Origin of the sequence: Pseudomonas sp. SC3(2021) (assembly GCF_019856535.1) — a bacterium.
GTDB classification, from domain to species: Bacteria; Pseudomonadota; Gammaproteobacteria; order Pseudomonadales; family Pseudomonadaceae; genus Aquipseudomonas; species Aquipseudomonas monsensis.
In genome coordinates, this window is the sequence record NZ_CP082236.1 from 883,510 (window position 1) to 896,058 (window position 12,549).

Here is a 12,549-nt window from a genome sequence, read left to right on the forward strand (position 1 = left end):
TCAGGTTTTGCCAATTGTTTCAGCGAGCATCTGTAGAATGCCGTCATTGCACCTGATGAGAAAAGCATATGTACGACTGGCTCAACGCCTTGCCCAAGGCTGAACTGCACCTGCACCTGGAAGGCTCGCTGGAGCCCGAGCTGCTGTTCGCCCTGGCCGAACGCAACAAGATCGCCCTGCCGTGGAGCGACGTCGAAACCCTGCGCAAGGCTTACGCCTTCAACAACCTGCAGGAATTCCTCGACCTGTATTACCAGGGCGCCGACGTGCTGCGCACCTCCCAGGATTTCTACGACCTGACTTGGGCCTACCTGTTGCGCTGCAAGGCGCAGAACGTGATTCACACCGAGCCGTTCTTCGACCCGCAGACCCACACCGACCGGGGCATCCCGTTCGAAGTGGTGCTCAACGGTATCGCCGCGGCGCTGAAGGATGGCGAGCAGCAACTGGGCATCACCAGCGGTTTGATCCTCAGTTTCCTGCGCCACCTGAGCGAAGACGAAGCACAGAAAACCCTCGATCAGGCGCTGCCGTTCCGTGACGCCTTCGTTGCCGTCGGCCTCGACAGTTCCGAGATGGGCCACCCGCCAAGCAAATTCCAGCGGGTGTTCGACCGTGCTCGCCACGAAGGTTTCCTGACCGTCGCCCACGCCGGTGAAGAAGGTCCGCCAGAGTACATCTGGGAAGCGATCGACCTGCTGAAAATCCAGCGCATCGACCATGGCGTGCGCGCCATCGAGGACGAGCGCCTGATGCAGCGGATCATCGACGAGCAGATCCCGCTGACCGTGTGCCCGCTGTCGAACACCAAGCTTTGCGTGTTCGATCATATGTCGCAGCACAACATCCTCGACATGCTCGAGCGTGGGGTGAAGGTCACGGTGAACTCCGATGACCCGGCGTACTTCGGCGGTTATGTCACCGAGAACTTCCATGCGTTGTACGAACACCTGGGCATGACCCAGGATCAGGCCAAGCGCCTGGCGCAAAACAGCCTGGATGCGCGTCTGGTAAAACCGTAAGCCTCAGCGCATAACCCTTTGCAGGAGTGAGCCTGCTCGCGATTGCGTCGTGTCAGTCGAAACATCTGTATCTGACACACCGCCATCGCGAGCAGGCTCACTCCTACAATTGGATTTGTGTTCAGCCTGCGACTTGGGTTTCAGTCAGCTCCTCCAGCGTCTTGCCCCGCGTCTCCATCCCGAACAGCCACACCACCCCCGCCGCGATCGCAAAACACAACGCCCCCAGCGCAAACACCCCGCCCTGCCCGGTTATCGGAAACACCAGCCCGGTCACCAACGGCCCGAGCAATGAGCCGACCCGGCCAATCGCCGAGGCAAACCCCGAACCGGTCGCCCGCGCCGAGGTTGGATATAACTCGGGCGTGTAGGTGTAGAGCACCGCCCACATGCCGAACAGGAAAAACTGCATCAGCAGCCCCGTACTGATCAGCAGTGCCACGTTGCCGCCGAACACCGCGCTCTGGCCATAGAAAAACGCCATCACCCCACCGCCGAGCAAGGTGACGATGCACACCGGTTTGCGCCCCCAGCGCTCGACCAGCCACGCCGCCATCAGAAACCCGGGAATCCCGCCGAGCGAGATCAGCACCGTGTAATACACCGACTGGGTCACGGCGAAACCCGACTGTTGCAGCAATGCACTGAGCCACGACGTCAGGCCGTAAAAACCCAACAGCGCGAAAAACCACAAGCTCCAGATCATCGTCGTGCGGCGGCGGTATTGCGCCGACCAGATTTGCTTGAGGGCCGAGAAAAAGCTGCCCGGAGGCGTCACCGTCCGCGGCAAACTCACCGGCTCGGGCAACGTGGTGACACCGAGCGATGCGCGCACGCGCTGTTCGATCGCAGCCAAGACCTTGTCTGCCGCCTCATGCCGCCCGGCCTGTTCCAGCCAGCGCGGCGATTCGGGGATAAAGAAACGGATCGCCAGGACAAACACCGCCGGCACCGCCAACACCAGAAAGATGTCGCGCCAGCCAATCACTGGCAGCAGGAAATACGACAGCACCCCGGCCGCAACAAACCCCAACGGCCAGAAACCATCCATCAGGGCAATGTAGCGTCCGCGTCGTTGCGCCGGAATCAGCTCCGACAACATCGACTGAGCGATGGGAAACTCCATGCCCATGCCGATTCCCAACAGGATGCGGAACAGCGTGAGCATCTCGACGGTTTGCGCCGTCGAGCACAGGTAACTGGCAACGCCCCACAACACGATGCTCCACTGGAACACCGGCTTGCGGCCGAAACGGTCGGCGAGCAGGCCCGACAGCGACGCCCCCAGCACCATGCCGAAAAAACTCGAACTGGCGAGCAGGCCGGCTTGCGCGCTGCTCAGGCCGAATTCGCTTTTGATCGAGCCGAGCAGAAACGTCATCATCGCCAGGTCCATGGAGTCGAAGAAGAACGCCAAAGCAATAATGATGAAAATGATGCGGTGATACCCGCTCAGTGGCAGACGTTCCAGGCGTTCTGCCGCGCTAAAGCGTTGAGTGTCCATATCGTGCTCCCCCATCCGGAAATTCCCCGGATCGAGTGTGCGCGATGGTGATTCAGAGGTCGTACTGAATGCGACCTGCTCACAGTCGTAGGCGACGCCGGGACGGCCTGACGTCGATCACGAATGCTCTATCACGCCATTTCCAGCTCGGTTTCCCGGGCAAACCGCTGCAATTCACGCTGGCCTGTGGCCGTCAATTGCAGGGCTCTGGAGTCATTGGGCAAGGTCAGCCATCCCGACTGCATGAACAACTGCAGCAGCGCCGCGCCGAGAGAGCCGCCCAAGTGTGGGCGTCGCTCGCTCCAGTCCGGACAGGCGCAGGCCACCTGCACATTGCGGTGTGCCAGTGCCTGGATGAAAACCCCGCGACCGGCCAGCTGTTTCGCGCCCTTGTGGGTGACCACTACGCGTTGCTCAAACTGTTCGATCCAGCCGACGTCGAGCAGTCGCTGATACAGGTCAGCGGCCAGCGTGCCGCCCAGGTGGTCATCGCAAAAGCGTGCGCGCAACAGCGAAGAAGGTGCCGCCTGGGATTTGGCCATCGGTGTAGTGCGTTTGAAAATCTCGGGAATGTCCCGTGGTGCGCTGGCGATGGTAGCGCTGGCCAGCGCTTCGATGGCGGCGCCGACCTCGGGTGCCGAGAGACGGAAAAAGCGTTTGCGACCACGGACTTCGACCTTCAACAGACCGCCAGTGGACAGACGCGCCAGATGCGCGCTCGCCGAGGATGGTGACAACCCTGCCAGCAACGCCAGCTCCTCGGATTGGCGGGCCGAGCCATCCATCAACGCCCACATCATCGCGCTGCGCTTGGGATCGGCCAGCAGCGTGGCGATCTGGCTGATGCAAGGTGCATGTTCCATGTATTCACTCCCTGTGGAATCGTATCGTCTACTGCTCGGAGACATCTTGACCAGTAATGGGGCATCGGCCAAGGCGCGCGCATCACCCTGAACCGGGGCAAGGCAGGCCATTGGCTCAGCAGCCTGCGGCACTGATCTCGCCGCGGTGGCGCTGGCAGACATTAAACAGCGCCCGGTCGGCCGGACGGTGTCCGGGCCGGGGTTTGCGTACTGGCTTGAGGCGGACGCTAGTATAAGCGGGATGGGCGCCGCGTCCTGTAACGGGGCCTGCACGGGTGGTGATTGTTCCTGAGAGAAATTTCTCTATTTACCTGCGACTAATGATCAACTCTCGGGAAAGCGGGAAATTGACTACTCAAATCGGCGCATCGACTGGCGAGCATTTCCCTCAGCAGGTTCACCGGCTTACTCAATTGGGCGCGATGGGCGCACAACAAATTCAGCGGAGCGCGCTCGCACAACAACTCCGGCAACAGCACTTTGAGGCGCCCCGCCAGCACGTCGGCGCCCACGTCCAGCCAGGATTTGTAGGCAATGCCCGCCCCCGCCACAGCCCACAAGCGCACCACGTCCGCGTCATCGCTGAAGCGGTCGCCGCTGACCGTCAGGCCGACTTCACGTTTGCCGTCGTGGAAACTCCAATGGTCGTGGACGCGGCTGCCAAGCATGTACAACAGGCAATTGTGCTGGGCCAGTTGTTCGAGCTGGCGCGGTTCACCATACCGCGCCAGATAGGCCGGGGAGGCACAGAGCACGCGGCGGTTATGCGCAGCGATGGGCAAGGCGATCAGGCTGGAGTCTTCCGGTTCGCCATAACGCAAGGCGATGTCCACCGGCTGACGGAACAGGTCGGCGATGCGGTCCCCCAATAACAGGCGTACCGTCAGTTTCGGATGTGCGCGCTGGAAATCATCGAGCCAGGGCAGCAACAGATTGCGCCCGAAATCCGACGGCGCCGACAGCTGCAGAATCCCGCTGACCTGATCCTGCCCGCTGGCCAGCAGACGCCGGCCCTCGTCGAGATTGCTCAGCGCCGCCCGGGCGTATTCGAGAAAGCCCTCGCCCTCTGCCGTCAGGCGCAGGCTGCGCGTCGAACGAGCCAGCAGGCGTGCGCCCAGCTGCTGTTCGATTCGCTTCAACGCCGCACTGGCGACCGCCGCCGACATGTCCATCACCCGCGCCGCCGCCGACAGACTGCCCAGATCCGCCGCACGAACAAACAACTGCAAGTCATCGAAACGCAGCATCCTCAGCCCCGATTATCAAAAAAATATTGAAAGAGACTGCTGTTTTAGCCGGTTTTATCTTGCAGAGAAATAGCCAATCATCTGTCCCATCGTTGTCCCCACTTCTGGAGTCCACCCATGAAAGCCATTGCCTACTACGCCTCCCTGCCGATCAGCGACGAAAAAGCCCTGCAAGACATCGAACTGCCAGAACCGGTCGCCGGCCCGCGCGACGTGCTGGTGGAAGTCAAAGCCATTTCGGTCAACCCGGTCGATACCAAAGTGCGGCAGAACGTGGCCCCTGAAAACGGCGCGGCAAAAGTGCTCGGCTGGGACGTGGCCGGTGTGGTCAAGGCCGTCGGCAGCGAAGTGACGCTGTTCAAGGCCGGCGACAAGGTCTTTTATGCCGGCTCCATCGCCCGCGCCGGCGGCAACAGTGAACTGCACGTGGTCGATGAGCGGATCGTCGGCCATATGCCCAAGTCGCTGGGTTTTGCCGAAGCCGCAGCCCTGCCGCTGACGGCGATTACCGCGTGGGAATTGCTGTTCGAGCGCCTGCAGATTCGCGAAGGCAACACCGATGAAGGCCAGAGCCTGCTGATCGTCGGCGCAGCCGGTGGCGTCGGCTCGATCCTGACGCAACTGGCCAGTCAACTGACCGGGCTCAACGTGATCGGCACCGCTTCCCGTGCGCAGACCCGCGACTGGGTCAGCCAGTTGGGCGCCGATCTGGTGATCGATCACAGTCAGCCGCTGAGTGAAGAACTGAAGCGCGCCGGCATTGACAGCGTGACCCACGTCGCCAGCCTGACCCAGACCGATCAACACCTGGATCAACTGGTCGAAGCCCTGGCACCGCAAGGCAAGCTGGCACTGATCGACGATCCGAAATCCCTGGACGTGACCAAGCTCAAGCGCAAGAGCCTGTCGCTGCACTGGGAGTTCATGTACACCCGTTCGCTGTTCGAAACCGCCGACATGATCGAGCAGCACAATTTGCTCAATCGTGTGGCCGAGCTGATTGACGCCGGGACATTGAAGACAACCGTGGGCGAGCACTTCGGCACGATCAACGCGGCCAACCTGCGTCGGGCCCATGCATTGCTGGAAAGTGGCAAGGCCAAGGGGAAAATTGTTTTAGAAAGTTTCTAAAGGCAAAGGATCGCAGCCCTCGGCAGCTCCTGCGGGCTTCGAGGGCTTTTTGCCGTCAGTCTGACAGTTGACCCTTGTCACAATTGCGATCGTATTCAGGTCTACAATCGAAAACTCTGCGATACATCTTTTACGCAAGGGAGGTCAGCAATGAAGATCCTGATAAAAGAAGTGGCAAAGTCTCAATGGCAGGTTCGTCTGGACCAACACGCCGTCACTTTCCGCAGTGAAGCCGAAGCACTCGCCTTTACCCGCACCCTCGAAGCGCGACTCTGCGCCCCCCATCAGATTCCCGACCGCAGCCAACAGCGCGCTGCTGGCTGACGACTGTTCAGGCCTGCGCCTGGGCTTGTGCCAACGCTCGGGCATTCTGCAGACGCCGGGTGAGCATCGCGACGCTCACCACCAGCACACCGCACAGGCTGATGACTATGGACATCGGCACGGCGGTGCCGTCGTGCAGCACGCCCACCAGTGCCGATGCCCCGGCGGCGACACTGAACTGCATGCAACCGAGCAACGCCGACGCGCTGCCGGCACGACCGCCCTGCCCGTTCATCGCGCAAGCGGCAGCGTTGGGACTGATGCAGCCCAGGCTGGATACACAGATGAACAATGGAATCAGCAATGGCCACAAGGCCGCGGTATGCAAGGTGCTGACGGCCAGCAGCGTCAGCCCGGCCGCCAGATAAACCCAGACTGCGCGCGCCAGCAGGAACGCCGGGCCACGCTTGGCCAATAACCGCGCATTGACCTGTGCGACGAGAATGAAGCCCGCCGCGTTGGTACCGAACAGCCAGCCGAAATGCTCGGCCGGCACGCCATACAGCTTGATGAAGATGAACGGTGAACCGGCGATGTAGGCAAACATCCCGGCAATGGCGATGCCGCCGGTCAGCGCATGGCCGAGGTAAACCGGATCCTTCAGCAGGCGCCCGTATTGGCGCAGGGCACCGGACAACGGTTGGCGCGGCATGTGCGCCGGCATACTTTCCGGCAGGCCAAGAGCGACCGCCAGTCCGGCCAGCGCACTGAACACGGTCAGTGCCAGGAAGATCGACTGCCAGCCCGTGGTGTTGACCAGCAGACCGCCAAGCATCGGCGCCAGAATCGGCGCCAGGCCCATCACCAGCATCAACTGCGAGAAGACTTTTGCCGAACCGACCGCGTCGCATTTGTCGCTGACCACCGCCCGGGCAATCACCATGCCTGCGCAACCGCCCAACGCCTGCACGAAACGCGCACCGATCAGCCAATCCAGATTCGGTGCATAAGCGCAGGCCAGCGAGGCGAGGGTGAACAGCGTCAGGCCCACGAGCAACGGAATCCGTCGGCCGAAGCGATCCGCCACCGGACCGTACGCCAGTTGACCGATCGACAACCCGGCGAAATAAGCCGCCAGCGTCATCTGCACGTGTTTCTCGTCGGTGCCGAAGGCCAGCGCCATCGCGGGAAAGGCGGGCAAATAGAAGTCGATGGCCAAAGGACCGAAAGCGGTCAAGGCTCCGAGAATCAGAATGGTACGGAAGTTCATCAGGCACCCAGGTTGGCAAGTCGGCAGCCCGACAGTCTAGCCGCGCGTGGACGCCTTGAACATTCCGATAGCTCGCTAACAATTAAATAACCTGGAAGCCGGGCGCAAATCGGTGGCGAGGGAGCAAGCTCCCTCGCCACTGGGGTCAATCAGGCCAGTTTCACGGCGTAGCCTTCCTCGCTGATGACCTCGATCACCTGTTCGGCACTCAGCGAACTTTCCACGCCGACCTCTTTCGCCGCCAGATCGACCCGCACGCTGGCCGCCGGATCCTTGGCCTGCACCGCCCGGGTGATGGCGTTGACACAGTGACCGCAGGACATGCCTTGAACGTTGAACACTTGCATGCGATGACTCCTTTGAGTGAGGTTGCCGGCAGTCTCGAGCTTGCCACGATGGCAAGGTCAAGTTCTGAAAGAAACTGCCGGGCTGGCAATCGGCGCCGCGCTCGGCCAAGCTGCGTACATCAATGACTTCTATTCAGGAGATTCAGCCATGCGCTGGTCAGCTTACAGCCTGTTTGGCTTCCTCAGCCTTTTTGCCGCATTGCCCCAGGCCAACGCGACCGGCGAGGACTACGCCGTTCTGATCATCTCTCGCGAGCGCCTGGAAGTGCCGACCTCCTGCGAGATTGGCGTGTACATCCAGGATCAGTTTGCCGGGCGTTTGCTGCAGGAACAGTCCACCTCGTTCAACCTGCAACATGGCACGTTTTCCATCCGCCTGAAGCTGGAGCCGAGCCAGGTCCCTGGCTGCAAGCCGGGCATGCTGGCACCGCCGGCGCAGGAGATCTCGCTCAAGGCCGGTGACGTGGTCAAGTACCGGATTGCAGCATCCGCCAAAGGCTTGTACCTGCGACCTGCCGCTCTCGAATACTGAGCAAAGGCAGACTGTGGGAGCAGGCTCGCTCCCACAGGTGTTTTGTGACGCGCCAGAGATTGGCGCTTGACCTTGCCCGCATGGCAAGGTTGATCCTTGTAGGCATCTACTACAGGGGGTACGACCGATGTCCGATTCCATCACTTTCGACCTGCCGATTGCCGGCATGACCTGCGCCAGTTGCGCCGGACGGGTCGAGCGGGCGTTGAGCAACGTCAGCGGCGCCAGTGCGGTCAGCGTCAACCTCGCCACCGAACAGGCCCGGGTGCAGGCACCCGGCGGCAGTCTGCCGGCGCTGATGGAGGCGGTGACGCGTGCCGGTTACAGCGTGCCGCAACAGACCCTCGAATTGAGCATCGACGGCATGACCTGCGCTTCCTGCGTCGGTCGCGTCGAGCGTGCCCTGAACAAGGTCCCGGGGGTGAAAAGCGTCAGCGTCAATCTGGCCAACGAACGCGCCCACCTCGAACTGCTCGGCAAAGTCGACGCGCAAACCCTGCTCGACGCGGTGAGCAAGGCCGGCTATTCGGCGAGCGTCTGGCAAGCCGAACACCCACAAACCGATGACCAACAGCGGCGTCTGCAACATGAGCGCTGGGCGCTGATCTGCGCAATCGCCCTCGCCTTGCCGCTGGTGCTGCCGATGGTGCTGCAACCGTTCGGCATTCACTGGATGCTCCCGGCCTGGGCGCAATTCGCCCTCGCCACCCCGGTGCAATTCATTTTCGGTGCACGGTTTTATGTCGCCGCGTGGAAAGCCGTGCGCGCCGGCGCTGGCAACATGGACTTGCTGGTCGCCCTTGGCACCAGCGCCGGCTATGGCTTGAGCCTGTACGAGTGGGCCACCGCCGCCGGGCGCATGCCGCACCTGTATTTCGAAGCGTCAGCGGTGGTGATCGCCCTGGTGCTGCTCGGCAAATACCTCGAAAGCCGCGCCAAGCGCCAGACTGCCAGCGCCATCCGCGCCCTCGAAGCCTTGCGCCCGGAGCGGGCGACGCAAGTGATCGACGGCCGCGAGCAAGACGTCGCCATCAGCGCACTGCGCCTGAACGATCAGGTATTGGTCAAACCCGGCGAACGCTTCCCGGTGGACGGCGAGGTACTGGAAGGTCAGAGCCACGCGGACGAAGCCTTGATCAGCGGCGAAAGCCTGCCCGTGCCGAAACAACCGGGGGACAAGGTCACCGGTGGCGCGATCAACGGTGAAGGCCGGCTGCTGGTGCGCACCACCGCCCTCGGCGCGGAAAGCGTGCTGGCGCGGATCATCCGTCTGGTCGAAGACGCCCAGGCAGCCAAAGCGCCGATCCAGAAACTGGTGGATAAAGTCAGCCAGGTGTTCGTGCCGACGGTGTTGGTGCTGGCCCTGGCAACGTTGATCGGCTGGTGGCTGTACGGCGCGCCCATGGAAACCGCGTTGATCAACGCCGTCGCCGTGCTGGTGATCGCCTGTCCGTGTGCCCTCGGCCTCGCCACCCCGACAGCGATCATGGCCGGCACCGGTGTAGCGGCGCGGCACGGCATTCTGATCAAGGACGCCGAAGCGCTGGAACGCGCCCATGAAGTCAGCAGCGTGGTGTTCGACAAGACCGGCACCCTGACTTCCGGCACGCCACGCATCGCCCATTTCAGTGCCGTCGACGATGACGAAGACGCCCTGCTGCAAATGGCCGGCGCCCTGCAACGCGGCAGTGAACACCCACTGGCCAAAGCCGTGCTGGACGCGGCTGCCGAGCGTGATCTGAGCGTGCCCGATGTCAGCGACAGCCAATCTCTGACCGGGCGTGGCATCGCCGGCAACCTTGGCGGGCGGCGCCTGGCGCTGGGCAACCGGCGTTTGCTGGAGGAAAGCGGGTTGAGCACCGGCAGCCTCGCCGAATCCGCCACGGCCTGGGAAGGCGAAGGCAGGACCTTGTCGTGGCTGATCGAACAAAGCCCCGAGCCGCGTGTGCTTGGTTTGTTCGCCTTCGGTGACACGCTCAAGCCCGGCGCACTGGAAGCGGTGCAACAACTGGCCGCTCGCGGTATCCACAGCCACTTGCTGACCGGCGACAACCGCGGCAGCGCTCGCGTGGTCGCCGAGGCGTTGGGCATTGCCAACGTTCATGCCGAAGTACTCCCGGCCGACAAAGCCGCCACGGTCGCCGAACTGAAGAAAACCGGCGTGGTGGCGATGGTCGGCGATGGCATCAACGACGCGCCGGCACTGGCCGCGGCCGACATTGGCATCGCCATGGGCGGCGGCACCGACGTGGCCATGCACGCCGCCGGCATTACCCTGATGCGCGGTGATCCACGACTGGTGCCGGCGGCGCTGGAGATCAGCCGCAAGACCTACGCGAAGATCCGCCAGAACCTGTTCTGGGCCTTCGTCTACAACCTGATCGGCATTCCGCTGGCGGCGTTCGGCTTCCTCAACCCGGTGCTGGCCGGCGCGGCGATGGCGCTGTCGAGCGTCAGCGTGGTGAGCAATGCGCTACTGTTGAAAACCTGGAAACCCGAGGATCTGGAGGAGCACCGATGAACATCGGCCAAGCGGCCCGGCACAGTGGTCTGAGCGCGAAAATGATCCGCTATTACGAGTCGATCGGCCTGCTCAAGGCGGCTCATCGCACCGACAGCGGTTATCGGGTCTACGGCGATGATGACCTGCACACCCTGGCATTCATCAAGCGCTCGCGCGACCTGGGGTTTTCCCTGGAGGAAGTCGGCAAGCTGCTGACCCTGTGGCAGGATCGCCAGCGCGCCAGTGCCGACGTGAAGGCTCTGGCGCGCCAGCACATCGACGAATTGAATCAGAAGATCCGCGAACTCGGCGAATTGCGCGACACCCTGCAGGATCTGGTCGAGCACTGTAATGGCGACCATCGCCCCGATTGCCCGATCCTCAAGGAACTGGCGTCGGGCTGCTGCGCGCAACCCGCTCGCGCTTGAGTGCGAGGACTTTCACCGTCACTAACGTACCGAGCGGGATGCCGTGGAACAGCAGCACCACGGCACCCGGCGTCCACCAGCCATAGAACGGCGCGGCAATCAGCATGCCGACGCCGAACCCGGTCATTTGCAGCAAGGTCAGGAAGCTGAAGATCGGCAGGCGCAAACGCTCCGGTTCGCGTTGCAGGCGCGACATCAGGCCCACTTCGGAAACGCCGTCGCCCAACCCTGCCGGCAGGGAAAACAGCAAGAGACCATAGAGGTTGTGCTGCTGGAACATCAGGATGAAGCCGCAGGACATCAGCGCCACGCCGAAGAAAAACCGGCGTTCGAGGTGGCTGTTGTCCGAGCCCTTGAGGCGGCTGGCGATGCGCGCGCCCAGCAGTTTGCCGCTGGCCCATACCGCGAGCATCAGGCCCAGCGTGGTACTCGCCGACTCGGGCGTGAGCAGTTTGGAGATGATCGGAAAACCAACGTTGTGCGCGGCGCTGCCCAAGGTGTCGGCCATGGTCACGGCGAGCATCGCCGCAATCACCGGCGCGCTGCGCAGGCCCTGCTTGAGGACTGACCATTCGCCGCGTTCGCAGGTTGATTGTTCGCTGACGTCTGAAGCGGCGAAGCGCAATGGTGCAATCAACAGCGCCGCCAGCACATAGGTCAGTGCGTTGAGCGCGAATACCGTTTCAAAACCGAACGCTGCCACCAGCAAACCGGAGACCAGACTGCCGCCGACCATCGCTGCGGATGACGCCGAGGTGATCCAGGCATTGGTTTTCAGCAACTGCGCCGGCTCGATCAGCCTCGGCAACTGGCTGTTGAGGCCGATGGCGAACATCGAGTTGCCAAAGCCCAGGCCAAAAGCGATCACCGGCAACAGCAACGCCTGCTGGCTCACCGGCAGGATCAACAACAGGCCAAGCAGCGCCGCGCGTAGCAGATCGAAGGCAATCAGCGGCACCCGACCATTCCAGCGGCGGTAGAAACGAGTACCGATCAGACTGGCAAAAATCCCCCCGCCTACACGGCTGGCGAGAAAGATCCCGACGCTCATGGCGCTGTTGCTCAGCAGGTAGACGTAAGTCGCCAGCGCAACCATGTTGAGGAAAGCGCCGAAGTCGGAGATCAGCCGGGCGGCGATGATCAGATGGGTGTTGCGGGGGGTGGTCACATTCAGTCCTTGAGTGTGGTCGGAGCGATGGACAGTAGACGTGAATTTGCAGGGATCCGAAAGAGGCCCCTCACCCTGACCCTCTCCCGGAGGGAGAGGGGACTGATTGGGGGATGCTTCAGAGCTGCGCCGACGTGAAAGTGCCTTGCCGAATCCATAATCGGCGGTGTTTCACTCAGATGTTTAACCCACTCCATAATCGACGAGGTCCTTCAGGTCGATGGATAACGCCAGACACCTCGGTCAGGGAGAGGGCTGGGGTGAGGGGTT

At 62.3% G+C, this 12,549-nt stretch carries 12 protein-coding genes; 6 read left to right on the forward strand and 6 right to left on the reverse strand.

What is annotated here, in order from left to right:
- Positions 1-68: 68 nt before the first annotated feature.
- Positions 69-1,022, forward strand: coding sequence for an adenosine deaminase (locus K5Y35_RS04045; protein WP_123471122.1), 954 nt, complete (start codon positions 69-71; stop codon positions 1,020-1,022).
- A gap of 121 nt (positions 1,023-1,143) precedes the next feature.
- Here K5Y35_RS04045 and K5Y35_RS04050 read toward each other — a convergent pair whose 3' ends face one another.
- From K5Y35_RS04050 to K5Y35_RS04060, 3 genes are all read right to left on the reverse strand, one after another.
- Positions 1,144-2,526 carry an MFS transporter gene (locus K5Y35_RS04050; protein ID WP_123471120.1) on the reverse strand — a complete coding sequence of 461 codons (1,383 nt, stop codon included), beginning with the start codon at positions 2,524-2,526 and terminating at the stop codon, positions 1,144-1,146.
- 131 nt (positions 2,527-2,657) lie between these two features.
- Entirely contained in the window at positions 2,658-3,389 is a 732-nt protein-coding gene (locus K5Y35_RS04055; protein WP_123471118.1) for an ArsR/SmtB family transcription factor, read from the reverse strand.
- A gap of 317 nt (positions 3,390-3,706) precedes the next feature.
- Positions 3,707-4,636, reverse strand: coding sequence for a LysR family transcriptional regulator (locus tag K5Y35_RS04060; protein ID WP_123471116.1), 930 nt, complete (start codon positions 4,634-4,636; stop codon positions 3,707-3,709).
- A 117-nt stretch (positions 4,637-4,753) separates the two neighbouring features.
- On the opposite strand from K5Y35_RS04060, the gene K5Y35_RS04065 reads away from it, so the two are divergent.
- Together K5Y35_RS04065 and K5Y35_RS04070 are read left to right on the forward strand one after the other, a co-directional pair.
- Entirely contained in the window at positions 4,754-5,767 is a 1,014-nt protein-coding gene (locus tag K5Y35_RS04065; protein WP_123471114.1) for a zinc-binding alcohol dehydrogenase family protein, read from the forward strand.
- A 150-nt stretch (positions 5,768-5,917) separates the two neighbouring features.
- On the forward strand, positions 5,918-6,091 hold the full coding sequence (locus K5Y35_RS04070) for a hypothetical protein (protein WP_007914687.1): 174 nt from the start codon (positions 5,918-5,920) through the stop codon (positions 6,089-6,091).
- 7 nt (positions 6,092-6,098) lie between these two features.
- Here the strand turns inward: K5Y35_RS04070 and K5Y35_RS04075 are convergent, their stop codons facing one another.
- Together K5Y35_RS04075 and K5Y35_RS04080 are read right to left on the reverse strand one after the other, a co-directional pair.
- On the reverse strand, positions 6,099-7,301 hold the full coding sequence (locus tag K5Y35_RS04075) for a multidrug effflux MFS transporter (RefSeq protein ID WP_222833725.1): 1,203 nt from the start codon (positions 7,299-7,301) through the stop codon (positions 6,099-6,101).
- 149 nt (positions 7,302-7,450) lie between these two features.
- Positions 7,451-7,648, reverse strand: coding sequence for a heavy-metal-associated domain-containing protein (locus K5Y35_RS04080; RefSeq protein WP_123471110.1), 198 nt, complete (start codon positions 7,646-7,648; stop codon positions 7,451-7,453).
- Between the two features lie 148 nt (positions 7,649-7,796).
- Here K5Y35_RS04080 and K5Y35_RS04085 point away from each other — a divergent pair, with 148 nt between their 5' ends.
- The 3 genes from K5Y35_RS04085 to cueR all read left to right on the forward strand — a co-directional run bounded on the left by K5Y35_RS04085 (position 7,797) and on the right by cueR (position 11,111).
- Entirely contained in the window at positions 7,797-8,180 is a 384-nt protein-coding gene (locus K5Y35_RS04085; RefSeq protein ID WP_186748585.1) for a hypothetical protein, read from the forward strand.
- A gap of 127 nt (positions 8,181-8,307) precedes the next feature.
- Complete coding sequence (locus K5Y35_RS04090) at positions 8,308-10,701, forward strand: heavy metal translocating P-type ATPase (RefSeq protein WP_222833726.1); 2,394 nt, start codon at positions 8,308-8,310, stop codon at positions 10,699-10,701.
- Positions 10,698-11,111, forward strand: coding sequence for a Cu(I)-responsive transcriptional regulator (gene cueR / locus K5Y35_RS04095; RefSeq protein WP_025111722.1), 414 nt, complete (start codon positions 10,698-10,700; stop codon positions 11,109-11,111). Before K5Y35_RS04090 ends, cueR begins: the two co-directional genes overlap by 4 nt.
- On the opposite strand, the gene K5Y35_RS04100 is transcribed toward cueR, so the two are convergent.
- Complete coding sequence (locus K5Y35_RS04100; protein WP_222833727.1) at positions 11,065-12,279, reverse strand: MFS transporter; 1,215 nt, start codon at positions 12,277-12,279, stop codon at positions 11,065-11,067. The two genes, cueR and K5Y35_RS04100, sit on opposite strands and share 47 nt — an antisense overlap.
- Positions 12,280-12,549: the final 270 nt, after the last annotated feature.

Bases quoted from the DNA above. Each gene is read 5' to 3' on its own strand.
- K5Y35_RS04050 (WP_123471120.1), bottom strand. From the start codon at position 2,526: ATGGACACTCAACGCTTTAGCGCGGCAGAACGCCTGGAACGTCTGCCA.
- K5Y35_RS04060 (WP_123471116.1), bottom strand. From the start codon at position 4,636: ATGCTGCGTTTCGATGACTTGCAGTTGTTTGTTCGTGCGGCGGATCTG.
- K5Y35_RS04075 (WP_222833725.1), bottom strand. From the start codon at position 7,301: ATGAACTTCCGTACCATTCTGATTCTCGGAGCCTTGACCGCTTTCGGT.
- K5Y35_RS04065 (WP_123471114.1), top strand. From the start codon at position 4,754: ATGAAAGCCATTGCCTACTACGCCTCCCTGCCGATCAGCGACGAAAAA.
- K5Y35_RS04045 (WP_123471122.1), top strand. From the start codon at position 69: ATGTACGACTGGCTCAACGCCTTGCCCAAGGCTGAACTGCACCTGCAC.
- K5Y35_RS04080 (WP_123471110.1), bottom strand. From the start codon at position 7,648: ATGCAAGTGTTCAACGTTCAAGGCATGTCCTGCGGTCACTGTGTCAAC.
- K5Y35_RS04085 (WP_186748585.1), top strand. From the start codon at position 7,797: ATGCGCTGGTCAGCTTACAGCCTGTTTGGCTTCCTCAGCCTTTTTGCC.
- cueR (WP_025111722.1), top strand. From the start codon at position 10,698: ATGAACATCGGCCAAGCGGCCCGGCACAGTGGTCTGAGCGCGAAAATG.
- K5Y35_RS04070 (WP_007914687.1), top strand. From the start codon at position 5,918: ATGAAGATCCTGATAAAAGAAGTGGCAAAGTCTCAATGGCAGGTTCGT.
- K5Y35_RS04055 (WP_123471118.1), bottom strand. From the start codon at position 3,389: ATGGAACATGCACCTTGCATCAGCCAGATCGCCACGCTGCTGGCCGAT.
- K5Y35_RS04090 (WP_222833726.1), top strand. From the start codon at position 8,308: ATGTCCGATTCCATCACTTTCGACCTGCCGATTGCCGGCATGACCTGC.